We start from the raw sequence: 25,310 nt of genomic DNA, 5'->3' as shown, positions 1-25,310 counted from the left end.
AAAACAGAATAATACGTGAGAAACGTGGATTTACAAATTAGCGTTCGATTTCAGCCTCATTCCACAACACCACCCTATTTCTTCCCCTAGATTTGGCTAAGTAGAGCGCTTGGTCGGCCTCTTTAATGAGCATCATAACGTCTGCATCTCCTGGAGAAGAGCCCGCTACGCCAATACTCACCGTGATTCTAACCAGTTTATTGATATCATGCATTGATAGGTGAACACGTAAGTTTTCAGCAATTTGTTTGGCGTATTCGGTGCGAGTGTAGGGCAAAAATACCAAAAACTCTTCGCCCCCCCAGCGAAAGGTAATATCTGAGCCGCGCACTTGCCCCTTAATCTCTTCTGCTACCTTTTGGAGTACTTTATCTCCCACGTCGTGCCCGAAGGTATCGTTAACTCTCTTGAACCAGTCTAGGTCGATAAGCATTACCGACATAAATTTATTGCTGCGCTTTCCCAGTTCCCAAATTGGATAAACGAGATCTTCAAAAGCACGGCGATTATAGAGTAACGTCAACGGGTCCAGTCGCGCATCCCGCTCTGCATTTTTTCGAGCTTCTTGCACTTGCTTGTAATTGAATGCTAACGAAATAGATAACAGTGACATTTCCAGCACCATGCCTATCTCAATGCCTCTAAACGCCCATTTGGAGTAGGGAATAAGCCCCCATGTCGCTAGGCTTGAAACGGTCGCCCCCCCCGTTCCACACAAAATAGCGGGCAAGAAAAACTTGGCTAACGCATCACCATTCCTATAGGCAAAAATGCCGATGCACAGCATCCAAAACGCTATCGTTGTCAATACAACAAGCTGCGACATCACGGCAAATGAGCGACTGCCAACGGCGATAATTATCACGGCTAACATAAGCAGAACGCCGTAGATATACTTTCTAAAACGATAGAGCTTCGGTAAGTAAAGCTGGGTATCTAAAAATTCGATGGTGAACCTTACCGCACTAAATAGATAGAAAAACATCAGTGTGGGCATTAGCCATTGCTGAAGGAACACAGATTCTGACCATAACAACCAAAAGCCATGCCCTGTATATGTGAAATTAAATACCAAAAACGACAGTAGATATAATGAATAAAGCAGGTATCTGCGTTCTTTTAGATAGGAATATAGAACCAGGTTATAAACGAGTAAAATAATAAGTGAACCGTATAACGCGCCATAAAAATAGGCATTTTCGGTAGATTGGCTTTGTGCATCCCTTGGCGTACCTAGGTAAATAGGAATTGTCATGGGGTCTTCAGACGCAAACCGGAACACAACTAAAGTTTCGGGCGTTGTGAGACGGTAAAACGTAGAGGGCATTCTGGTGTTTTCAGCTCGACTGCTATGGACGTTGTCATCACCAAGACTTATGTGAAGCTTTCTTTGACCACCTTCGAAAAAGAACACGTCAATCTGATCAAGCCATGCATTATCAATTTTGATTTTTAGGGGGATAAATGCACTATCTGGTGCATTTTCTACTTCATTATTTGAAATGTTAAGTTCATAGGCATAGGGCTCGGTAGGGAGTACAGCCCATATTGTTTTATCAGTAAAACCCCAGCTTACTTTGCCGCTACCGTTAGCGCTCAGTGTGTTTTGTTGATATTTATCGACGACATCCTCTGCAGTAAGGATACTCCCGTCTTCCTCAAAAATTTGTAAATGTTTGTTAACCAGTAACATTGTTGGTGCAGGCGCTGTATTTTTAGAGACACCAAAAGCGGGCCCTATCGACAAGCTAACGATGAGAATTAAACTGACGAAGAAAAGAAAACCATTCATATTTCTATTCTTTATTCTCTTTTATTTGTTCTAAAAATTTAAATGCAGGCCGTACCTCAATCTCAATAACAACCAACGCCAGCCAGTAAGATATTAAGTTACGCTTATTTAAATGGTTTGTGAATAGATTTAAGTCACTAATAGCCGCATCTAATCTTTTGTCTTATAGCAGATTTGAAATTTGTCTTATGCGCACATGAAAAACCTTGGCATACTATGCCTTGAGCACTTGCAATCAGCTCAGCTTCGCTCGCTCTTCTTAATAGATATAAAGGTCTCTTTCTTTTTATGCTTAGCTTTATTACCAGCACGCTCATTCCCGTTCTTATTCTTTTATTCATGGGGTGGCTATTTTTCCGAATTAAATGGCTAAATGAGGGATTTATTGAAGCAGGCTCAAAACTGGTGTTTAACGTGGCACTCCCTGCCTTGTTATTTTTATCGATAGCGCGAGCAGACTTTTCTAAAGCCGCTAACCCCACCCTTGTCATGGTAGGAATTACAGGAACCTTTGCGGTATTCCTCGCCTTAATGATTTGCGCTCACTTTACCGTTCAGCCATATAAAGCTAGAGGAGTGGTAGTTCAAGGCGGCTTTAGAGCCAACATGGGCATTATCGGCTTAGCTTACTGTGCCAATACCTATGGGCAAGAAGGGCTTGCTGTAGCCTCGGTCTATATGGGCTGTATCACCATATTGTTTAACGTGCTGTCTGTATTTGTTCTTAACTTTTACCAAGGTACGTCACGCTCATTAATGGGCCAAGTTACCGGCATGGCGAAAAACCCGTTGATCTTATCGATTGCCGCAGCCCTGCCTTTTTCATACTTCGAATGGCAGCTTCCAGATACCGTGGTGAAAACAGGGGAGTATTTCGCTCAACTTACCTTGCCACTTGCACTTATATGCACCGGAGCGTCCTTACAGTTCCGCTCTTTCTCCAGTGACTGGTTTAATATCGTGCTTAGCACAACCAGCAAATGTGTGGTTTACCCCTTTGTATTGGTTGCCCTTGCCTATGCTTTTGGTTTTAAAGGGATGGAGCTGGGTATTGTTCTTTTATTAGCCATCTCACCAACCGCTGCAGCAAGCTATGTCATGGTGAGAAATTTAGGAGGTGACTATCGCTTAGCAGCAAGTATTATCGCAGTCAGCACATTAGCGTCTTTACCTATTACTGCTCTGGCTTTTGGAATACTAAGCAAATTGCACCTTGTGTAAGGCATCAAGGTTACTCCTATTTGCATAGAGCTATTTCGCAATTTTCTCGTTCACAGCGTTCCACTTGATTAAAAAAAGCTCTCACAGCATAGTAATACCCAGCCAACTGGCATTACCAATTTAAACTTTATTTTTTACCAAAGGTTAAAATTGGCCTATCCATCACATCTTCTATTCTGTTATTGTGTTTATTACAAATTGTCATTTTTAAATAACAACATTTTTACCCTACATCCGTTGTTACCTGTTTTCATCAATGGCTATTTGATAACAAGGAAATAAATACAATGAACATCAAGAAATTTAGCCTTACCATGCTAGCTGTTGGTATCAGCCTATCGTCTTTTGCTAGTGAAGCAAAAGGTCACCCTAACCTTATTCTTACCGAGCCTGGCGTAGAAAGAATGAGAGACAACTTGGGTGAAGTTCCTCTATTTGATAAAAGCTTGGCAATCGTTAAGAAAGAAGTAGACGCCGAAATTGCAATGGGTATTGATACGCCCATTCCTAAGGATTTCTCCGGTGGTTACACCCACCAGCGCCATAAACAAAACTTCTTCATTGCGCAAAAAGCAGGCGTACTCTATCAAGTGTTAGAAGATGAAAAGTACGCCAAATACATTCGTGACATGTTGTTTCAGTATGAAGCCATGTACAAAGACTTACCTCTGCACCCGCAAGAGCGCTCATATTCGCGGGGTAAATTATTCTGGCAATGCCTAAACGACAGCAATTGGCTGGTTTACATGAGCCAAGCTTATGATGCTATTTACGACTACTTATCTGTAGATGAACGCAAAACACTGGAGGACAATTTATTCCGTCCGTTTGCCGATTTCATTTCATTAGAAAACCCTCAATTTTTTAACCGCGTACATAACCACAGTACCTGGGGCATTGCTGCCGTTGGCATGATTGGCCTTGTTATGAACGATGAAGAGCTTATTCAAAGGGCGCTTTATGGTATCGAAGACGATGGCTTAGAAGTGGGCGGTAAAGACAACGATGGCGGTACAATTAAAGTAGAAGGTCAACGCAAGGGCTTTTTCGCTAACTTAGAAGAGCCTTTTTCTCCTGATGGCTACTATACCGAAGGCCCTTACTATCAGCGCTATGCAATGTATCCTTTCCTTATACTTGCACTGGCTATGGAAAACAATCGTCCAGACTTAAAAGTGCTACAGCACAAAGACAATGTGTTGTTAAAAGGTATCGATGCGCTTCTTAATTTGTCTGACGCAGATGGCGAATTCTTCCCACTAAACGATGCCCAAAAGGGCATGTCTTACAAGAAAGCCTCTTTGGTAACCGCAGTGGATCTCGCGTATTTTTATGGAGAGAAAGATCCTCGCTTGCTGAGCGTGGTAGAGAAGCAAGGACAAGTACTTCTACAAGAGTCGGGGCTTGAAGCTGCTATTGATATTCGAGATGGCAAAGCGGTACCTTTTGTAAAGTCCTCCGTGAATTTAAGTGATGGCCCTAACGGTGACCAAGGGGGTGTAGGCATTTTGCGTTATGGTAATGAAGACCTAACCCTGGTTTTTAAATATGCCGCTCAGGGTTTAAGTCACGGTCACTACGATAAGTTGTCTTTCTCTTTATATGAAAAAGGTGAGGAAGTCCTGCAAGATTATGGGCTAGCTCGCTTTGTGAATATAGGTCAAAAAGGCGGTGGTAACTATCTAAAAGAAAACACCACATGGGCTAAAACAACTATTGCGCATAATACCCTATCAATAAATGGCAAAAAGCATTTTGATGGGAAGTACGAGATTGCCAGCCAACATCACTCAGAACTTTTCACTTTTAACGCAGAAGATGACAATGTAAAAGTGGTTAGTGCAACAGAAGAAAATGCCTACCCGGGTACGTTAATGCACCGCACAATGGCCGTTATCAAAGACAAAAACTTTGAAAAGCCGTTTGTACTAGACATTTTACGCGTTGATTCTGACAAGAAAAATCAATACGACCTCCCCTTCTATTACATGGGTCAGATAATTGATAAGAGCTTTACTCACGAGTCACCTACCACGTTATCACCATTTGGTGATGAAAATGGCTATCAACATTTATTTGTAGAGGGCAAAGGTAACGCAAGTGACGGCAACACCAAGTTCCAATGGCTCCAGCATGGCAAGTATTACACGCTGACTACGGTTACCAAGGCTAAAGACGAGGTGTATTTGACTCGCATTGGCGCAAACGATCCAGACTTCAACTTGCGCCGTGATGCAGCTTTTACGCTTAGACGAAATGACACCCAAGACACTTTGTTTGTTTCTGTGGTAGAACCCCATGGTTCATACAGCCCAGTAAGTGAATCGTCGATTAACTCAAGAAGTAGTATCAAAAACCTTGAGGTGGTTTTAGAAAACGACGCGTACACAGGCGTGCGTATTACCGACGTAAAAGGCGGTACACAGCTATTAATCATTGCTAATAGCGATAATAATAAAAGCGCAAAACACAAAGTTGAGATAAACGGTGAAAGCTACAGTTGGGTTGGCCCTTATTTTTATATGTAAAAGCTTAGAGGTGAAAAGCACGTCACTCTTATAGCGTTGTTACGCAAAGCAAAGCCTCACCAGAGGCTTTGTTCGTTTTAGCACTTAATTTTCTGTCATTGGCGAAGGTATTAAATACATTGCTAGTAAAAGTTGTGAACTCGCGCAGGGTTTCGGCATAGCACGCCCTATGCCCCCCCAAGCCCTACCTGCTTGGGTGGAGCAATGGGAGACAAGGGAAGAGTGGGAATAAGCTTAAGAAGTATCTTCAATATTGTGAGGTATTAATATTGAGCTTAGTTAGATGATTCAAACAGCGTTGGATAAAGATCAGGGAGCTCGTGCCAGTGCTCTATCACCGGAACGCCTTCAAATGCACTTTTTTCCCCTCTTTCTAAGTGACTTGCGCCCGTGTATTTAACTACTGACATTCCAGCACTTAACGCACCCTTAATGCCTGCATCAGAGTCTTCTATAACTAGGCATTTTTCAGGTAATACGCCCATCTTTTCTGCCGCCAACAGAAAAATATCAGGCGCAGGTTTCCCTCTTGTAACTTCAGTACTTGTGGTTACATCGCCATTAAAAATACTGTCTAATGCCGTTGTTTTTAAAGAAAAGGTGACTCGTTCAGGATGACTACTCGTCGCAATACATTTTCTAACCAAAAGACGCTGTAAAATAGCCTCTAAGCCAGGTGTTGGGGTAAGCTCTTCCGCGAACACAGCCAGAAGCGCTGTTAAATAATCATCCCTAAACGCCACGGGTAGGTTGATGTTAAAGTCTTCGGCTATCTGCGCTTTTGCAGACTCATAACTCTTGCCTAAAAAGTGCCTATCAAAGTAATCACCATCTATTCTAACGCCAAGGTCGTAAAGCATAGAAATAAGCACGCGTTTACACAAAATTTCACTGTCAATAAGTACGCCATCACAGTCGAAAATAACCAACTCGATATCGGTGTTAAGTGCTGTTGGCTTTTTCTGCTCCATAATAATTCCTTGCTTATTTTGCCCGTTGTTTGCCAGATATGCCTTCCATACCTTCATACGGTTACTGACTAAATCTTGGTTTAAAACATGCTATCTATGTTCTGTCTTTCCGGTGAGCGCTAATGTCCTAACGGCAAAGAAGTACACTATTAACTAATGTTGAGAACCTAATAGTGTACTTGCTATGCGCTCATTGATACCTTGTGTTCAACGCGTCAACAATGCAACTAAGCCGCAGAAGACGACGTTTTTTCTCCCCAAGACAACTCGGGGATGGTTACGCCATCTTTGTCGAAGTGCATGATTTTCTCTTGCGCTGCCGTTAAGTTAATTATGTCGCCATAGGCCACTTTACAATCACCATCGGCTTTCACTGTTAATGTACCGACACCGTCAACATGAACATGCAAAAAGGTTTCAGACCCTAAGTGCTCAATCACGCCAACTCTACCAGTCCACAGCCCTTTTTCTTCAGTAATTCTAAAATGCTCTGGGCGCACGCCCAAGCTGCACGTTGGGTCGCCCGCTTTTGCATCAACGCTTATAAAGTTCATTTTTGGCGAACCGATAAAGCCTGCCACGAATTGATTTACTGGCTTTTGGTAAAGCTCCAAAGGTGTGCCTACCTGTTCGATAATACCGCCATTAAATACCGCAATACGGTCGGCCATTGTCATGGCTTCAACTTGGTCGTGGGTAACATAAATCATGGTGGTATCTAAACTCTTATGTAGCTCAGATATTTCAAGGCGCATGTTCACACGAAGTGATGCATCTAAGTTCGACAGTGGTTCATCAAACAAAAATGCTGAAGGCTGGCGTACTATAGCACGTCCGATAGCAACGCGCTGACGCTGACCGCCCGAAAGCTGACCTGGTTTTCGGTCAAGGTAATCAGTAAGGTTTAGCATTTTCGCCGCTTTTTCAATTTTCTGTTCAATAATTGCAGGCTCTACTTTCGCTTGTTTTAGCGGAAACGCTATGTTGTTTCTTACCGACATATGAGGGTAAAGGGCGTAAGACTGAAACACCATTGCTAAACCACGCTGGGCGGGTGGCATGTCTGTCGCGTCTTGATTATCGATTTCGATAGTACCACTTGTGGTATCTTCAAGGCCGGCAATCATACGCAGTAACGTTGACTTGCCGCAACCCGACGGCCCAACAAACACGATGAATTCACCATCTCGAATTTCTAAATCCAGCGGCTTAATCACGTTAACGTCGCCGAAGGTCTTTGTTACTTGTTTTAAGGTAATACTTCCCATTTTGAAGCTCTCCTATTTAACTGCGCCGAAGCTTAAGCCGCGCACTAACTGTTTCTGACTAAACCAACCAAGAATAAGAATGGGCACTACGGCCATGACTGAGGCGGCTGATAATTTTGCGTAAAATAATCCCTCTGGGCTTGAGTAACTGGCAATAAATGCGGTTAAAGGCGCAGCGTTAGCAGCGGTAAGAATGAGTGTCCAAAATGCCTCATTCCACGCCAAAATAACGTTTAGTAGTAATGTTGAGGCAATGCCTGGCAGCGCTATCGGCAGCAGCACCTGAAAGATCTCTTGCTTTATTCCTGCGCCATCCATACGTGCCGCTTCCAAGATTTCGTTCGGGATTTCTCTAAAGTAGGTATAAAGCATCCACACCATGATAGGCAGGTTAATAAGCGTCATTACAATGACCAAACCAATACGCGTATCTAATAATCCAAAATCGCGAAATAGCAGGTAAATAGGAATTAACACGCCTACCGGTGGAAGCATCTTGGTAGAGAGCATCCACATAAGAAGGTTCTTTGTGCGCTTAGTTTGCACAAACGCCATCGACCAAGCTGCTGGAATAGCAATTAGCAACCCAAGGAGGCTAGCCCCAAGCGAAATCACAACTGAGTTCATAAAATGGTCGAAATAAGGAGAGCGAGAAAGCACCTCTGCATAGTTCTCTAAGGTCCAATCGAACATAAACAAACTAGGCGAAGCAGAAATGGCCTCTGACTCTGTTTTGAAGCTAGTAATAATGGTCCAAAGAATGGGGAAGAAAATCATCCCGCTTACTGTCCACGCCGCAAGGGTGTAGATAAGTTTTGATTTATTCGTATCTTTAATCGCCATTACTTATCCCTCTAAGTTCTTGCCAATAAGGCGCATTAGGAAAATAGCGACTATGTTGGCAATAACCACTGCCACGATGCCGCCTGCCGAACCACCGCCTACATCAAACTGCAAAAGCGATTGGGTATAAATAAGGTAAGTAATGTTGGTCGATGAATATCCAGGGCCACCGCTAGTCGTCACAAGAATTTCAGCGAAAATCGATAATAAGAAAATCGTCTCAATCAGAATTACTGCCGTGACCGCACGAGATAGGTGAGGCAATACAATATAAACGAACTTGCTCCACGGGCCTGCACCATCAAGATCTGCCGCTTCTAGCTGTTCGCGGTCAAGCGATTGAATAGCCGTAAGCAAAATCAGTGCTGCAAACGGTAGCCACTGCCACGACACAATGATGATGATTGACAGTAAAGGCAGTTCCGCAAAAAAGTCGATAGGCGTTACGCCAATAAACTCAGCAAAGTGGGCAAACAGACCATTCACTGGGTTCATAAACATGTTTTTCCATACCAGCGCCGATACCGTAGGCATAACGAAAAATGGCGCAAGTACCATAATGCGTACGTAGTTTCGCCCCCATATTGCCTGGTCTAATAGAACCGCTAAGCCAATTCCTCCACAAATGGTGATAAACAAGACACCGCCTACTAGCAGCAAGGTGTTAAAAAATGACTCGATGAATGCGGGGTCAGTTAAAAAGAACTCGTAGTTGAGAAAGCCGATGAATTCGTTATCGCCCGGCATCAGCAAGTTATAGTCTAATACCGAGAAATAAAGGGTCATGCATAAAGGCACGATCATCCATGCTAAAAGTAAAGAGACCGAAGGAAAAAGCATGATTTTGGCTAAAGTACGAGATTGTGTGGTCGCCATGACTAGCCCTCTTATAATTATTAAATGGGAAAGTGCAATAAAGCACTTTCCCTGTGGTTAACGCTGTTTATTTTGGGTAGCGCGCTTTGCGCATAGCGCGTTCAACTAAACGCTGTGAGCTTTGCAATGCTTGGTCTACCGTCATTCGGCCGGTTAACGCGGCGCTAAACTGCTGACCTACTGCGGTACCAATACCTTGGAACTCAGGAATTGCCACAAACTGAATACCTACGTAGGGCACAGGCTCTACTGTTGGGTTTTTCGGGTCTGCAGAATTAATCGAATCTAGGGTAATTTGTGCAAATGGCGCGGCTTCTAAATAAGCGTCGTTCTCATACAATGAGGTACGTGTGCCCGGAGGGACATTCGCCCAACCTTTTTTATCTGCAACTAAGTTTGAATAGCCCTTTGATGTTGCCCAGCTGATGAACTTCATCGCCGCATCGGTTTTCTTACTGCTTGATGGAATAGCTAAAGTCCAAGCCCAAAGCCAATTACCACGTTTACCTAGACCGTTATCAGGAGCAAGCGCGAAACCTACTTTGTCGGCAACTTCAGAGTCTTTTTCATTAGTAACAAAGCCACCCGCTACTGTAGCGTCAATCCACATGCCGCATTTACCGGTTTGGAACAGTGCTAAGTTTTCGTTAAAACCATTGGCTGAAGAACCTGGAGGACCGTATTTTTCCATCACATCTACGTAGTACTCTAAGGTGTCTTTCCACGCTTTAGAGTCGAACTGCGGCTTCCAATTTTCGTCGAACCAGCGAGCACCAAAAGAGTTAGACATTGACGTTAATAGCGCAATGTTTTCGCCCCACCCAGCTTTACCGCGAAGACAAATGCCGTATACCCCGGCGTCTTTATCGGTCATTGCTGCAGCAGCTTCTTTGATAAAGCTCCATGTAGGTGCTTTCGGCATTTCTAAGCCCGCTTTTTCCATTAGGTCAGTGCGGTACATCACCATTGAACTTTCACCATAAAACGGTGCAGCATAAAGCTTGTCGTTTACGGAAAGGCCACTGCGAATGGCAGGTAACAAGTCGTCAATATCGTAATCGTCACCTAGCCCGTTAAGTTCGGTAAGCCAGCCTTGCTTGCCCCAAATTGGTACTTCATAAGTGCCAATTGTCATTACATCGTACTGCCCACCGCTAGTAGCAACGTCGGTAGTAACGCGCTGACGAAGAATGTTTTCTTCTAACGTTACCCATTTGAGGTCGATATCAGGGTGCTGCTTTTCAAACTCGCTGCTAAGCGACTTCATGGTGATCATGTCGCCATTGTTAACGGTAGCGATAGTGATAGTTTCTGCTTGCGCCGCCGCATTAATGGTTAGTGCGCTGGCTACAATTAAAGATAGTTTTTTTAACATCGGGTCTCTCCCCTTTGTACTCTTATCAGATATGACTTTCCCCTCCCCGCCCAAATTTGGTTAAAGCGGGGATAAAAAAATCAGAGGTATTAAAGTAAGTTAGGTGGTTAGGCAGCGAAGCAACTCAGTGCCTAACCTTTTGTGTTAAAACTCGGCTCGGACTTAAAACTTAACTGAAATTTCAGAGGTCAAACCGTCGAAACCTGCACCAATTTGACCGCCAGAATTAACGCCCTCGTCTTGGTCTACGTATTCAACTTTCCAAAGGGTACGGTCGTTGATCCAATAACCCGCTGATACCTGTAGACGAGTAACTTCATTATCGGTTTGCTCAATAAGGTCTGACGTATTTTCAGATTCTGCATAACGTGCAGCAACATAGAGCTTCTCTGGAATAATGTACTGCTGCGCTTCTACTACCCAGTATTCAACTGACGAATCAGCCTCAATGACTTGGTTAGAATCGAACGTAGTACCTGTTGGGTCTAACACGCCTTCATTACCGAAGTAAGTGATACCTGCAACAGCATTACCGTTAACATCTGCAAAGGTGTAGTCGTCAGTTGCTTTACCTAGCATTAAGATAACGCTGGTTTGGTCACTTGGCTGATACGCCAAATTAAGCTGCATAATAGACTGGTTCAAGCCAGGCAATGCGCCTACGTGGGTATCACGTTCGCTAGAGGCAGACGCAGAAAAGTTATAGTTTTCACCATCACCAAAACGATAGTTGGTCGTGGTAACGCCTTCTAAGCTGGCAAGGCCGTTTTCGAATACAAGTTGATCGCCTTGATTAGCATTGAAGAAGTTAAGACCAGCTTTAAAACCACCTTCAAATTCCAAGGTACCTTGCAAGCGGTAGTTGTAGCCGCGATCTTCCTGAAAAGCTTCACCAAAGCTTGACGTAGTCATGTGACCCGCAACATTGTATGAACGAAGAATGCCGCTATCGAAGGTTTCGGTGTAGCTTAGCTGAATACCGTTTTCGGCAGTGGCGTAGTCGTTAATGCCGTTACCGATAAGTGCGTTACCTTGGTTGTCCGCACCGTCTTGGAAACCTTTAAACTGGAAAGGAGAGGCACCTATGTTGCCCACACGCAGAATAAGGCTAGCGTTCTCTTTTTCATAGCCAGTCAGTCCAAACATATCAAACTCAACGCCGGCAAAATCTTGGTGGAATGAGAAGTCTCTGTCGCCATTATTACCAAAGTCATTAGGCTCTTCAGCGATATCAATATCGGCAGTTATGTTTTCAGTAATTTTGAACTTGAACATTAAGTTAACGCGAAGACGCCCAAAGCCATCTGACTGAGTTTCATCTTCTGGGCGGAACGCACCATCTTTGGCTTGGATAGCTTGGTAGTTCTGCATAGCTAAGAAGTTAACTTGCACTCGTCCATCAAGAAATTCATTGGGTTCACTAGGTGGTACGTACATCGGCTTTTCTTGGCTTAGCTCTTGCGCCATACCTAACGTTGGCACGGTGGCCGCCAATACAGCGGCAGCGATCAGACTTAAAGATGCGCGTTTAGCGAACTTAGTTGATTGCGTCACGTGTTTCGTTGTATCTAGTCCCATTGTGAACCCTCTATTATTCTTTCGTAATTGTGTGGAGTGTAATTTTTGAAGAGTCTTCGTATCTTGGAGAAATCGGGAAAAACATCACCAGAACCCAAATGCTCACACAAAGATCAAATGCTCAACATGTGAGAATATGACCACCATTTGTTATCCCCGTCAACCAAAAAATTAACAAGTTTTTATCAATGCATAGCACAAACATCACAAGCGATTGATATTAAATAGCTTTAAATTGTTAACTTTAATTGTAAATTTTCAAAACTTAATAAAAAGTAAAATCACTTTTTACACACCCTTACCTTTAAAGGCTATCAAAAGGGTCATTTTTGATTACAAACAATGAACAAACAAAGCAAGGATAATCAAAAGAACACAGCAAGAGCATTTGCGCCTTATTGAGATTATCGGGAAGCATCGCTAGATTTTGTGCTGTTGTCGTATCTAGGCGAGGATGAGTGGGTAGATAAAAACGGGTATGCCATACTGGGCTCGATCCGCTCTTGATCTGGCCAGAAGGTGATTTATGCTCAAAAATGTAAAGGTATTGCTAATTCATGGCATGCTGTCATTGCTACTCTTTTCACACGTCTCTCTTGCACTGGGAACCGACGCCAATTCCCTAGACCGCCCCGCATTTGATAAACGCTTGAGCACGGTGGAGTATCCGTTCGAAGTAAAAATGTTTAGTTTCTCATCGCAGGGAAACGACCTAGAAATGGCCTATATGTTTTTGCCTCCCAAAGAAGAAAAGCCTGTGGTAACGCTTTTTCATGGGAAAAATTTTAACGGAGCTTACTGGGAAAGTACGGCTCGTCTTCTGCAAAATCAGGGCTACGGCGTTCTTATTCCCGACCAAATAGGCTTTGGAAAATCGTCTAAACCTACACAATATCAATACAGTTTTGCCACGCTTGCGAACAATACGCGACAACTAATGCAGTCTTTAAATGTCGAAAAAAGTATTATCGTTGGGCACTCCATGGGCGGTATGTTGGCTACGCGATTTGCATTGCTTTCCCCTGACAAAAGCGAAGAGCTGATATTAATAAACCCAATTGGTCTAGAAAATTATCTTCTATATGAAAGTTACACCGATATAGAAAAGGTGTATCAAAACGAGCTTAAGAAAACGCCAGAGATGATCGTTAATTATCAAACAAAAAACTATTACGACGGTGCGTGGAACAACACATATGCCGAGCATGCCGAGTTTTTACAAGGGTGGATAAACGGCCCAGACTGGGAAACGCTAGCACGGGTTAATGCACTGACCTACGATATGATATTTACACAACCGGTTATTGAAGAGTTTGATAGTTTGACCCTGCCAACCACACTATTATTAGGTACCCGTGATCGCACAGCGCCTGGTCGTGCTAACAAACATGACAACGTAAGTAGAGAATTAGGTCGTTACGACAGATTAGGCAAGGAAGTAAAATCACGCAATTCAAACATCCATGTTGTTGAATTAGAAGGGCTCGGGCACCTGCCCCACATTGAAGCTTTTGAGCGATTTAAGGAGCCATTTTTAGACGCATTACATGACTAACCTCTGCGTCGTTATTACTTTCTAAAAAACCGATGGTAAATTTCTGGGGCGTATTAAGGTATTTTTCTTTGCCTTTGCGCCCAAATCCGAAAACGGTTCAATACTGTTATAAAAGGGCGTTATTTAACACCCTGAAATACCAGATTTTGAACTCTTCTACCCGTGTTGACTTCGGTGGTGTACAAGTTTCCTTCGCTATCGGTATCAATACTGTGTAGCCATATAAATTGCTAAAAGCGGATGCAGCGGTTAGCGCTATAGCACAAATTGAAGATGCAAATATCTTGGTCATAAGGTTTCCAAATAGGGCAGGAATGCCGAACGGTAAACATAAGCATCATGCTGCAAAGCAACAAAGGTAATTGCAATTAAAAACGTCAACCTGTATAAATTTCGTGCTAGAAAAGAAAAATGCCGGGCAACTCGACGTTAACCCGGCGAAAAAGGTGTAGCAGTCACCTTAATCTGCTTCTATCTCACCCTCTTCAATAGCGACAACGCGACGCGCTTCCACATAGGTTTTTATCGCCCAAAGTGTCTCTTGATCTAAGATAGGATCGGTTTGACCTTCAGGAATACCGCCAAGTGCAGGCATTCCTTTCGCCGAACCAAAGCGCAAGCGCTCAACGAACCATTCGTCGTCTTCAAAGTTTTCTGGATCCAGTTCGCGAAGGTCTGGATTTATTCCGCCAGACTGCGCGTGCAAGCCGTGACAACCTGCACAGTTATTTGCATAAGCTGACTCACCGAACTTGATGACCTTCGTTTTGGTTTCTTCATCAAGGCTTCGATAGGGGTTTTCAAACACCCAGCCATTTTCAGACTCATCGCCATTAGTAATTGGCGGCATTTCTGAACTATCTGCACCTTGAGGGATAACATTTCCATGTGCAAGCACGTGACCAGACAAGCCAGTTACCACGAGTGCAGCAAACAACATCGATATTTTTTTTTCCATAATTCATACATCCTCAAAAGACTATGAATTAAGTATACGTACGAGGAAATAAGGGGTAACTCTACTTTGGTTTTGAAAGGCTCCTCCTTTGGTAGGAGGCTACAATGATAGCCACTGAAAGCGCTAGTCTTACACTTGCTGCTTCAACGTTAGTGCTAAAGTCAGAGTCGAAATAACGCCCATAAGAATGATGAAGACTTACCTTGCCAACAGGTGAATGAATAAGTGACTAAAAAAAGGCCAGCGCACACAGGCGCTGGCCATATATTAATCACTATTTACTGCTCAGCTAAGGTTAGTTTTTTGCCACCTGCTGATAGCGCTTGGGTAATTTAAACGTCCACACGGTGCCGCCTTGGTTGAAGTGCTTCACACGTTTAGCAACTTCACCGCCCCATAATGGCACTGCGCCGCCCCATCCAGATAGTACAGAGATGTACTGCTCACCATCCATTTCCCATGTCACTGGAGAGCCAACAATACCTGAGCCAGTTTGGAACTTGTAAACCATTTCGCCAGTTTTGTCGTCAAAGGCCATAAGATAACCTTCAGGGTTACCTGTCCAAACCAAACCACCACCTGTAGTTAACACGCCGCCCCAAAGTGGAGAGAAGTTGTTATAGCGCCAAACGGTTTTACCTGTTTTAGGGTCAATCGCTTTAAGTACGCCGATAAAGTCTTCATTCACTGATTTGATGGTGAAACCAGCACCTAGGTACGCTGCACCTTTCTTGTAAGAGGTAGGCTCGTTCCAGATATCCATTTCCCATTCGTTTGAAGGCACGTAGAAGAGTTCAGTATCCTTTGAATAGGCCATTGGCATCCAGTTTTTGCCACCTAAGAAAGCAGGACGAGCAACAACCTGTGCACCTTGTTTACCATCAGCTGATTGCGCTGGGCTTCCTGGGCGATTTTCTTCAATGTAGATAGGTCGACCTTTTTCATCCAGTCCCTTTGCCCAGTTCAATTTATCAACAAACGGGAAGCCGCGAATAAAGTCACCGTTCTCGCGATTGAGGACGTAGAAAAAGCCGTTTCTGTCGGCGGTTGCCGCCGCTTTCACTGTCTTGCCGTTTTCCTGGTAGTCAAACGAGATAAGCTCGTTTACGCCATCGAAGTCCCAGCCATCGTGCGGTGTGGTTTGGAAGTGCCACACAATTTTGCCTGTATTAGGATCGATAGCTAAGCGCGACGACGAGAAGTAGTTATCGCCCGGACGTAGGTGAGAGTTCCACGGTGCAGGGTTACCCGTACCGAAAAATAGCAAGCCTGTATCTGAGTCATAAGTACCGCCTAGCCACGTTGCTGCGCCACCGGTTTTCCATAAATCAGCAGGCCATGTTTTACCTGGCGCACCGCCTGAAATACCATTCTCGGTTTTCTTACCATCTTTCCACAGATACCCCATGTGCCCTTCAACGGTAGGTCTAACCCATAGCTGTTTGCCAGACTTCGCGTCGTAAGCATACACTTTACCGACGATACCGAACTCACCACCAGAGATGCCTGTAATGACTTTTCCGTCAACAACAATAGGCGCCGCAGTAATGGCGTAGCCCGCTCGGTAGTCTTCAACTTTTTTCTTCCAAACGGTTTTACCCGTGTCTTTATCCAGTGCTACTAGCTTGGCATCAAGTGTGCCAAATATGACCAGATTATCGTAAAGCGCTACGCCACGGTTTATTACGTCACAGCAAGGCATAATGCCGTCTGGCAAACGCGCCTCATATTGCCATAATTCTTCACCCGTTCTCGCATCGATGGCCCACACACGAGAGTAAGATCCGGTTACATACATCACACCATCTTTTACCAGAGGCTGCGATTCTTGCCCTCGTTGCTTTTCACCACCTAATGAGAACGCCCACACGGGACGCACTTCTTCTACTGTATCGCGGTTGATAGCGGTTAGCGGACTATAGCGCTGAGCTTTCAAACCCATTCCATACGTCACTACGTCATCAGTGGTAACGTGGTCATTTTGAATATCTTTGTCGGTGACAACAGCATGGACAGGAGTTAACGCACTTGCACAAACCAGCATAGATAGGGCAAGTTTTTTAATTGGCATATTATTATTCATAACGGTTCCTAGTTGCATGTAGGCCATAAATGGTCTGTTTCAGACTATTCGTTAGGATTAGCATAGCTAGGGGGGATGTCGATGCCTATGCAACAGCGGAGTGATTTGACTCCTCCTTTAGGAGGAGGAATGAAGGGCTATTTTCCCTTTTGTTTAACGCCTTTACGCTTTCACGTCTTTTTAAAGTAATGCGTGACTGATAACGGCGCTAGAGGTAAGAAGGCAATTGGCCATTGAGTTATTGCCTAAAGTACTATCGCTCTGAACGCTATTGGTCACATGCTTTTATACTGAATTATCTTATTCTGAACTTTCATTCCCTGAAAAATAGGGCGGCATCTCATAAATGGTTTTGTATTTCTCAAATAACCGTTGCATATCGCCCTCTACTACCATTCGCGTAATTACATCACCAATTTCATAGCCAAGCGCGCGATAATTAGTATGAACAGCAAGTCCTATGTCCCACTTTTGCTTTCCAATAAGCGGAAACGCGTTGCTTGCAAGGCGATATTGCTCATTATCAACAAACTGACTGAGGTAGGATATTTGCGAGCGCAATCCCATTACCGCTTCGACGGTTCCCGCTTTCATCGCGTCAAACGCTTCTGCGTTTGAGCCATAGTGCGATGTTTTTTCTCGCAATCGGCCGCCAAACGCTGACGTTAAGTAAAAGTGGGGAATGCTGTCTATTTCCGCACCAATCGTGTGATACTGAAACATGCCCATGGTTTCCACTTCGGGCAAGGTTTGCGTGTTGTGAATGATTTGCCAGCTTTCACGCTGATAGGGGGCAAACATATGAACAAGCTCATTAACCAACAAGCCCACGTCGTCACGTTTTTGAGAAAAGCTTGGGTCGTAAGGCGCGCGCATCATCACATCAGCCTTAATGCGATGAATTATATGGCCCTTCCATAGGTAATTTCTGAAATCGTCTTCTGTCGTTTCACCTGGTGTCATCCATATCAGTTCTAGCTCAACACCAAGGGCGCTCGCGATTTCACGGGCGATATCAATATCAATACCTGTGGGGCTGTCGTTTTCAATAAATGAAAATGGAGGATAGTCGGTGTACACCGCAATTCTAATTAAACCGCTGTCTTTAATATCGTCTAACGATCTTGCTTCCCCGAACGCAGAAAACGCAGAACCCGTTATCAGGCAGAGTAAAATGAAAATAACTCGAAAAGGTTTAACTAACTGCACAGCTTGCCCACTCATTTAATCGAACTTCTTAAGCATACTAAGGGGTTAGCGTGATTTTACTAATGCTACTTTAGCGCCATAGCATTCCTCCTTTAGGAGGATGTTCTTCGGGAAAATTGCCATATACCCTTATGTCAGACAAACAGATATCAGCAAAAGCATGCAGCTGAGCTCGGGGTGATATATGGCAAAGGGTGTAAAAAGCACGGTTGAAAGACGATTAACCGGTAAGCGCTATCAAAAGTGTGTAGCGTCAATTTTTTGCTGCGTTCTGTTGTCGTTTTTAAACAGCGCGCTCGCGTTTAATGAAGCGCAACCCATAGAGGCTCAACAAGCTGCACCACAGGCTTCTTCCGCCACTATTTCGGTCATTTACATAAAAGTTGCGGGCACATCTCCACCAGGCACACCAGACTATTTAAAATCCCCAAGCAATCAGGGGCTGGCTGGCGCAAGTGTGGCGATAAAGGATGCCAACATCACGGGAAAATTTCTTGGTTATCAGTTTGAGTTAACTGAAATCAGTGTGCCTTCTATCGGCGAACTGCAAGCTTCTTTAGCTAAAACACGTAAGCACTCTGCTTCAAGTGCTAACACAAATCACAAAGAAATAAGCAGCAATCAGCAAGGCAACATTGCACCCGTTGTACTACTGGACATGCGAAGCAGTGATAAGGTAAAGGCTGCCTCAATTGAGCAGTTGATTGCCAATATTCAAAGCACGCTTCCTAATGCCGTATTTTTTAACGTAGCTAATAGCGATGATTTGCTGAGACAAAATTCATGTCGCCTGCCCTTGTTTCATACAATCCCCAGTTATCAGATGAAAGCCGACGCGCTAGCCCAGTGGTTTCGCACTAAGCGTATTGACGAGATATTTGCAGTTTACGGAAAAACCGCTGACGATGCTGCATACCTAGCCGCGTTCAAACGCAGCGCTAAAAAATTCAAACTTTCACTTGTTGAAACTAAACAGTGGCAGGATAGCTTCGATTTACGCAGGGCTGCCTTTGCTGAAATTCCTCAATTTACGCGAACAACAGAAACCTATCAGGCTGTTTTTACCGCCGATAGCGCGGCGCAATTCGCGTATAGCCTACCCTTTAACACCTATTATCCCGTACCTGTAGTAGGCGCCGCCGGCCTAAAAGCACTAGGATGGCATTTTACCCACGAACAATGGGGCGCCCGTCAGCTTCAAAGCCGCTTTAATGAAGGGTTTAACAGACACATGAATGAAGTCGACTTCGCCGCGTATCTTGCGGTAACGGCGGTGGCAAATGCTGCGCAGCAAGGAAGCGATTTAAAGCAGCAGGGAATACTTAACACCTTGCTTAGCGACCTCTTCACGCTGGGTGCCTATAAAGGTCGCCCTCTTTCTATTCGCCCCTACACCCACCAATTTCGTCAGCCTATTGCGCTGGCCCACGAAGACGCACTGGTGACTCATGCGCCCCTTGAAGGCTTTTTGCACCAAACCAACGAACTGGACACATTAGGCGCAACACCCACTACCTGTAAGGACAAGTTATGAGCTATCGCTTTGCACTCTTGCTTGGCAGTTTAATGGCAGCCTTTGCCTTAGCACTTCCTCAAGCCTTTGCATTTCCTCAAGCGTATGTCACTAACGAAAAAGACAACACGCTATCTGTCATTGATATGACGACATTTGATGTGGTTGAAACTATCGAGGTTGGAGAGCGACCCCGAGGGTTTATTTTAAGTGCAGACCAGTCCCACGCGTATATCTGTGCCTCTGATGCTGATCGCATTCAAATTATGGATTTGTCTACCCATTCCATAGTGGGCGATCTTCCCTCAGGTGCAGATCCTGAAACCATAGCATTACATCCTAACGGCACCACTATTTACACAGCTAATGAAGACGATGCCCTTCTTACTGTTATCGACATTCCAACGGCTCAGGTCATTTCTCAGATAGATGTAGGCGTAGAGCCTGAGGGGCTGGCGGTGAGTCACGACGGCAGCATGATGGTCGTCACATCAGAAACCACTAACATGGTGCACTGGATAGATACCAATACTCATGAAAATATTGCAAATAGCTTAGTTGATGCAAGACCCAGAGATGCTCACTTTACCAAAGATGACAAGTACCTTTGGGTAAGCTCGGAAATAGGTGGCACCGTTAGTATTTTCGATACTGCCACTAAGCAAAAAGTGAAGACCCTTTCCTTTGCCATTAAAGGCGTTTATCGCGACAAGGTTCAGCCAGTGGGTATTGTGCTTATGAAAGATAAGCCCTACGCCTTCGTGGCGCTTGGCCCAGCGAATCGCATAGCGGTCATCAATACCGATACCTTCGAAGTGGAAGACTACATTTTGGTTGGGCGACGAGTGTGGCAATTAGCGTTTAATCAAGATCAGTCTTTATTGCTGACCACTAACGGTGTAAGCGGTGATGTTTCTGTCATCAATACCCACACGTTAAACGTAGAGCATACGGTAAAAGTGGGGCGATACCCTTGGGGCGTGGCGGTTAAATGGAAATAGCGGTTCAGGCGGTTTCACATCAGTACGGCGGCCATCACGCGCTGGACAATATAAGCCTTTGCCTAAAACCAGGCTTAACCATGCTGCTTGGGCCAAATGGCGCAGGCAAAAGTACCTTATTTGCGCTTATTACGGGCCTTCAAAAACTCACGCAAGGCAGCATTACCTTTGATGGTGCTACCCTGTCTCAATCTCGCACAAGTATTATGGCGAAAATGGGCGTGGTATTTCAGCAAAGTACCTTAGATATCGACTTATCAGTAAAACAAAATTTGTCCTACTTTGCTTCGCTCCACGGCATAAGTACTACTAGCGCGCTATCTCATATTCAAGACCTGCTCGACGAGCTCGATCTTACGAGTAAGCTCAACACAAAAATTCGCAACTTAAATGGCGGGCACAGACGTCGGGTCGAGTTAGCTCGCTGCCTTATTCACAAGCCATCCTTGCTGCTACTAGACGAGCCTACCGTTGGCTTAGATATAGAATCCCGTCATCTTATTTTGCGGGTAGTACAAGCACTCGCTCATTCCCAAAACGTAAGTGTACTGTGGGCCACGCATTTATTTGAAGAAGTGAAGCACAACAACAACTTGATAGTCCTATCAAAAGGACGAGTGTTAGCCCACGATAAATGTGAAGCCTTGTTAGCCAAGTATCATCAACAAGATATTGAGCACCTTTGGCAGCATTTGATGCAGGAAGGCTCCTGATGTATTGGCGCTGTTTTGTTGGCGTACTTACCCGAGAGATGCTGAAGTTCTGGCAGCAACGTACACGCCTGTTAAGTGCATTGGTGCGCCCGCTGCTTTGGCTATTTGTTTTTGCCGCAGGGTTTCGTTCAGCCCTGGGTCTTTCAATGACCGAGCCGTACGAGAGTTACATTTTGTACGAAGAGTACATTGTACCCGGGCTTGCCGCCATGATTGTGCTTTTTAATAGTATGCAAAGTTCATTGTCCATGGTGTACGACAGAGAAATGGGCAGCATGAAAGTACTGCTGTTAAGCCCGGTTCCCCGCCCTTTTCTGCTAGGCAGCAAGCTTATAGCCAACACCTTGGTAAGCGCTATTCAGGTGTACATCTTCTTTGCCTTTGCGCTTTTACTAGATGTACGCCTATCTGCGTTGGGATACGTTTATGCGTTGCCTGTTATTGCACTACTGTCATTGTTTTTAGGTTCGTTAGGATTATTACTGGCAAACTATATTAAGCAGCTAGAGAACTTTGCCGGGGTCATGAACTTTGTCATTTTCCCATTGTTCTTTCTATCAAGCGCCTTATACCCGCTTTGGAAAATGCGTGAGGCCAGCGAATGGCTGTATCAGATTTGTGCCTTTAACCCCTTTAGTAGCGGCGTAGAATTACTGCGATTTGCGCTCTATGAAAAACTCGAACACAACGCGCTTGCCGTTGTACTTTGCCTTACAGCCATCACGTTTATTTTCGCTGTGAGAAGCTTTCGCCCCAAAGCCTCAAAAGGGCGCTTCTCGTGATAAAAGCAAACCTAATATGGGCTAATGAAAGCAACAAAGTTGAAATATTAGGCGATAGTGACTGCTTACTTATTTTAACTACGCCCGAGTTATTAGCGAGCCAACTCTTTCACTTTTCAACACCCGCTAAGACATACATTGAGCAGGTTTTTGACGATGAAGGTTTTGCAGGAAATAAAGGCCAATGTGTATTAGTACAAGGCCTTAAGGCGTTTAAAACAAGTTACATCTCTGATACCGAAAACAGCGGAAAAAACAAAATTATCCAACAATTAGCTGAAGTAAAACGGGTGCTGTTTTATGGTGTCGACCTTCCGTTTCTTGAAGCATCAAATGCCCTCAGCTCCTCTAGCCGTACCCAGATTTTATCTAATGCCAAGACTTTATCTAGAATGAAGAACCCTTCCAATGTCAACCGCTCAAGCTACGCTAGCGATTCAAATTCTTCGTTTAATTCAAAAAGCAGCAGTGACTTGAACCAAACTAACGCGCCAGCTTTTCGCTACGTAGAACAGCAGTTTGATGCATTGTTTAAAAAACTTAAAAACGTGTCGGTAACCTTGGAAACGCTGTCGTTAATGGCGCTTTCTACCACTGAAACAGCAAGCAGTGACCCCGTTAACGTTATTGCGAGCCACTCACCATTTCTGAGTGCGCTACTTAGAAGCTATTTCAAGCACGGCTATCACTTTAAAGGCTATAAGACGAATAATCGTTCGGTTTCCAACAGTCAGCCTCTCAGTGACAACAACAACGCAAATAGTGTTGAAAAAAACGACGCAAATAATGAAGCAATTAATCAAGTCATTAAAAACAAGGGCTCGCTGTCTCTTGCATTAGATGCCAAGCACTTTACTAACGCGCAAAAGCGTCTCGTTTCACACACTATCCGCTATGAATCAGCCCTTAATGCCGCGATGACCTGGGCTAAAGATCTCGCCCACATGCCAGCCAACTTGTGTACGCCAAATTATCTGGCCGAACAAGCTCAGCATCTGGCGCAAACCTTTAGCACGGTTTCTTGCGATATCCTCAATGAAAGCACGCTGAAGCAGCTAGGTATGAACGGTTATTTAGCGGTAAATGCAGGTTCACAGTTTGCTGCCACCATGCCTATTCTTCGCTACACAGCCAAAGGTTTAGAGAATTCACCGCCGGTAGTGTTAATTGGCAAAGGCGTTACGTTTGACAGCGGCGGCATAACGTTAAAACGCAGCCCTGACATGCGCCATATGATTTACGACATGGCAGGCGCTGGCTGTGTATTGGGCGTCATTCAGGCGGTTGCCACGCTGGGGTTAAATATAACTATTATTGGTATTGTGGCGAGTGCCGATAATGCAATTGATGGCAAAGCCTATCGCCCGGGTGACATCATTACTATGCACTCAGGAAAAACCGTGGAAGTCATGAGCACCGATGCAGAAGGGCGTATGCTTATGGCCGATGCAATCAGCTACGCGAAACAGCTCTCCCCCTCGGTTATTATTGATATTGCAACCCTAACCGGCGCGGCCATTAGCGCAACGGGGCAAAAAGCCACTGCGCTTTTTAGCAACTCATCAGCGCTTGAAAATGCGTTAATAGAAGCGGGGGAACAGGCTAATGACAGGTGCTGGCCTTTTCCGCTTTGGCCAGAATATCAAGACGCCATTACCTCTCAGCACGCGGATATGATGAATACGGGCATAAACTCTCCCGGAGCTATTTCGGCAGGCTGCTTTCTGTCTCGTTTTGCTGAGGGCACGCCGTGGGCTCACCTCGATGTGGCAGGAACCGCTTTTACCTACACCAAATCATTATCGGCGACCGGCCGCCCTATCCCTTTGCTGTTATCTTACTTAAGCCGCTGCGCTATCAAAAATAATCAATAAATCATCAAAATTCATGACAGATATCCTCCCTTAGGAGGATATCTGTTAACACATATTCAACATATACTCAGTCATGCGTTTAATCATAAAGAAGAGGAACAATTATGTGGACTAAACCCCAATACACAGAAATGCGCCTTGGTTTTGAAGTAACTCTTTACATCAATAACCGCTAGGCAACGCCCTCTGGGATGATGAACAAAAAGGCTGCCGATGCAGCCTTTTTTTACTTGTAGTATGGAGTTGTTATGCACGTATTGATTCTTGGTGCTGCCGCCGGGGGTGGATTTCCGCAATGGAATTGTCACTGCCCAAATTGTAAGGGTTTACGCGAAGGTAAAATAAAGGCGAAAGGCAGAACACAGTCGAGTATTGCTGTCAGTAGCGATGGTAAAAATTGGGTTCTCATTAATGCCTCTCCCGATTTAAGGGAGCAGATAAATAGCCATCCGCAGCTGTGGCCCGAGGACCATGTGTCTCGCGGCACACGTATAAGCGCAATTGTGCTTACCGACAGTCAAATAGACCATACGACAGGCCTGCTAACATTGCGCGAAGGCTTACCCCTTCCCGTTTATTGTACCGATGTTGTGGCCGAAGACCTAACCACCAGCTTCCCCCTTTTTACCGTATTAAAACACTGGCACGGCGGACTACAGCAGCATTCAATTAATACCGATTATCATCAACACTTTGTACCAAAAGGGGCAGAAGGCCTGACTTTCCAACCGGTGGTATTGGAGTCTAATGCCCCTCCTTATTCGACGTATCGCGACAACATTGTTCCGGGCAACAATATTGGCTTGAAGATAACTGACGACACCACGGGCAATGTGCTTTTTTACGCGCCGGGATGTATGCAGGCAAACGACACAGTAAAACAGGTGATGCGCGAATCTCATTGCGTGCTATTTGACGGTACGCTGTGGGCCAATGAAGAAATGATAGATCACGGTTTCAGCAACAAGCTGGGCACGGATATGGGCCACATGCCGGTTAATGGAAAAGGCGGAGCGATAGCGCTTTTAAATGAATTTAACGTTAAGCGTAAAGTGCTTATTCATATCAACAACACAAATCGCGTGCTTGACGAAGACTCCAGTGCCTATCACAGCCTGTGTGAGCAAGGTATTGAATTGGCTTACGACGGTATGGAAATTGAGGTGTAGT

Annotated in this window: 20 protein-coding genes; 10 read left to right on the top strand and 10 right to left on the bottom strand. The window is 44.7% G+C overall.

Features of this window, described 5'->3' with window-relative positions:
• Positions 1 to 37 precede the first annotated feature (37 nt).
• Complete coding sequence (locus tag ACXAER_RS13900; RefSeq protein WP_474830119.1) at positions 38 to 1,792, bottom strand: sensor domain-containing diguanylate cyclase; 1,755 nt, start codon at positions 1,790 to 1,792, stop codon at positions 38 to 40.
• A gap of 288 nt (positions 1,793 to 2,080) precedes the next feature.
• Here ACXAER_RS13900 and ACXAER_RS13895 point away from each other — a divergent pair, with 288 nt between their 5' ends.
• Both ACXAER_RS13895 and ACXAER_RS13890 read left to right on the top strand, forming a co-directional pair.
• Complete coding sequence (locus tag ACXAER_RS13895; protein WP_474830117.1) at positions 2,081 to 3,013, top strand: AEC family transporter; 933 nt, start codon at positions 2,081 to 2,083, stop codon at positions 3,011 to 3,013.
• Between the two features lie 287 nt (positions 3,014 to 3,300).
• Positions 3,301 to 5,541: an alginate lyase family protein gene (locus ACXAER_RS13890; RefSeq protein ID WP_474830115.1), complete on the top strand. Its 2,241-nt coding sequence runs from the start codon at positions 3,301 to 3,303 to the stop codon at positions 5,539 to 5,541.
• A 275-nt stretch (positions 5,542 to 5,816) separates the two neighbouring features.
• Here the strand turns inward: ACXAER_RS13890 and ACXAER_RS13885 are convergent, their stop codons facing one another.
• The 6 genes from ACXAER_RS13885 to ACXAER_RS13860 form a co-directional block, all read right to left on the bottom strand.
• Complete coding sequence (locus tag ACXAER_RS13885; protein WP_474830113.1) at positions 5,817 to 6,512, bottom strand: HAD family hydrolase; 696 nt, start codon at positions 6,510 to 6,512, stop codon at positions 5,817 to 5,819.
• A gap of 227 nt (positions 6,513 to 6,739) precedes the next feature.
• A complete protein-coding gene (locus ACXAER_RS13880) occupies positions 6,740 to 7,780 on the bottom strand; it encodes an ABC transporter ATP-binding protein (RefSeq protein ID WP_474830111.1) in 1,041 nt (346 codons plus the stop codon).
• A 12-nt stretch (positions 7,781 to 7,792) separates the two neighbouring features.
• The gene (locus ACXAER_RS13875; RefSeq protein WP_071959882.1) at positions 7,793 to 8,623 is read right to left on the bottom strand and encodes a carbohydrate ABC transporter permease; all 831 of its coding nucleotides are present in this window, start codon (positions 8,621 to 8,623) and stop codon (positions 7,793 to 7,795) included.
• Positions 8,624 to 8,626: 3 nt separating this feature from the next.
• Positions 8,627 to 9,499: a carbohydrate ABC transporter permease gene (locus tag ACXAER_RS13870; RefSeq protein ID WP_071952603.1), complete on the bottom strand. Its 873-nt coding sequence runs from the start codon at positions 9,497 to 9,499 to the stop codon at positions 8,627 to 8,629.
• A gap of 67 nt (positions 9,500 to 9,566) precedes the next feature.
• On the bottom strand, positions 9,567 to 10,874 hold the full coding sequence (locus ACXAER_RS13865; RefSeq protein ID WP_474830109.1) for an ABC transporter substrate-binding protein: 1,308 nt from the start codon (positions 10,872 to 10,874) through the stop codon (positions 9,567 to 9,569).
• Between the two features lie 162 nt (positions 10,875 to 11,036).
• A complete protein-coding gene (locus ACXAER_RS13860) occupies positions 11,037 to 12,311 on the bottom strand; it encodes a hypothetical protein (protein WP_474830583.1) in 1,275 nt (424 codons plus the stop codon).
• A 667-nt stretch (positions 12,312 to 12,978) separates the two neighbouring features.
• Here ACXAER_RS13860 and ACXAER_RS13855 point away from each other — a divergent pair.
• Positions 12,979 to 14,007 (top strand): alpha/beta fold hydrolase, encoded by a 1,029-nt coding sequence (locus ACXAER_RS13855; protein ID WP_474830107.1) that lies wholly within the window; start codon positions 12,979 to 12,981, stop codon positions 14,005 to 14,007.
• Positions 14,008 to 14,467: 460 nt separating this feature from the next.
• Here the strand turns inward: ACXAER_RS13855 and pedF are convergent, their stop codons facing one another.
• The 3 genes from pedF to ACXAER_RS13840 form a co-directional block, all read right to left on the bottom strand.
• Entirely contained in the window at positions 14,468 to 14,965 is a 498-nt protein-coding gene (gene pedF, locus ACXAER_RS13850) for a cytochrome c-550 PedF (RefSeq protein WP_334050208.1), read from the bottom strand.
• A 295-nt stretch (positions 14,966 to 15,260) separates the two neighbouring features.
• Entirely contained in the window at positions 15,261 to 17,048 is a 1,788-nt protein-coding gene (locus ACXAER_RS13845; RefSeq protein WP_014977357.1) for a PQQ-dependent methanol/ethanol family dehydrogenase, read from the bottom strand.
• A 300-nt stretch (positions 17,049 to 17,348) separates the two neighbouring features.
• Positions 17,349 to 18,257: a substrate-binding periplasmic protein gene (locus ACXAER_RS13840; protein WP_474830581.1), complete on the bottom strand. Its 909-nt coding sequence runs from the start codon at positions 18,255 to 18,257 to the stop codon at positions 17,349 to 17,351.
• Between the two features lie 184 nt (positions 18,258 to 18,441).
• On the opposite strand from ACXAER_RS13840, the gene ACXAER_RS13835 reads away from it, so the two are divergent.
• The 7 genes from ACXAER_RS13835 to pqqB all read left to right on the top strand — a co-directional run bounded on the left by ACXAER_RS13835 (position 18,442) and on the right by pqqB (position 25,309).
• Positions 18,442 to 19,791 carry a type 1 periplasmic-binding domain-containing protein gene (locus ACXAER_RS13835; protein ID WP_474830104.1) on the top strand — a complete coding sequence of 450 codons (1,350 nt, stop codon included), beginning with the start codon at positions 18,442 to 18,444 and terminating at the stop codon, positions 19,789 to 19,791.
• The gene (locus ACXAER_RS13830) at positions 19,788 to 20,771 is read left to right on the top strand and encodes a PQQ-dependent catabolism-associated beta-propeller protein (RefSeq protein ID WP_474830102.1); all 984 of its coding nucleotides are present in this window, start codon (positions 19,788 to 19,790) and stop codon (positions 20,769 to 20,771) included. The genes ACXAER_RS13835 and ACXAER_RS13830 overlap by 4 nt, the downstream gene beginning before the upstream one ends.
• The gene (locus ACXAER_RS13825; protein WP_474830100.1) at positions 20,762 to 21,484 is read left to right on the top strand and encodes an ATP-binding cassette domain-containing protein; all 723 of its coding nucleotides are present in this window, start codon (positions 20,762 to 20,764) and stop codon (positions 21,482 to 21,484) included. The genes ACXAER_RS13830 and ACXAER_RS13825 overlap by 10 nt, the downstream gene beginning before the upstream one ends.
• Positions 21,484 to 22,266 carry an ABC transporter permease gene (locus tag ACXAER_RS13820; RefSeq protein ID WP_015068005.1) on the top strand — a complete coding sequence of 261 codons (783 nt, stop codon included), beginning with the start codon at positions 21,484 to 21,486 and terminating at the stop codon, positions 22,264 to 22,266. The genes ACXAER_RS13825 and ACXAER_RS13820 overlap by 1 nt, the downstream gene beginning before the upstream one ends.
• Positions 22,263 to 24,140, top strand: coding sequence for a leucyl aminopeptidase (locus tag ACXAER_RS13815; RefSeq protein WP_474830098.1), 1,878 nt, complete (start codon positions 22,263 to 22,265; stop codon positions 24,138 to 24,140). The genes ACXAER_RS13820 and ACXAER_RS13815 overlap by 4 nt, the downstream gene beginning before the upstream one ends.
• A 104-nt stretch (positions 24,141 to 24,244) precedes the next feature.
• Positions 24,245 to 24,316: a pyrroloquinoline quinone precursor peptide PqqA gene (gene pqqA / locus ACXAER_RS13810; protein ID WP_071953288.1), complete on the top strand. Its 72-nt coding sequence runs from the start codon at positions 24,245 to 24,247 to the stop codon at positions 24,314 to 24,316.
• Between the two features lie 72 nt (positions 24,317 to 24,388).
• On the top strand, positions 24,389 to 25,309 hold the full coding sequence (gene pqqB / locus ACXAER_RS13805) for a pyrroloquinoline quinone biosynthesis protein PqqB (protein ID WP_474830096.1): 921 nt from the start codon (positions 24,389 to 24,391) through the stop codon (positions 25,307 to 25,309).
• Position 25,310: the final 1 nt, after the last annotated feature.

The organism is Alteromonas sp. AWJ4_199, from assembly GCF_056159165.1.
This window is presented reverse-complemented; position numbering and strand designations above follow the sequence as displayed.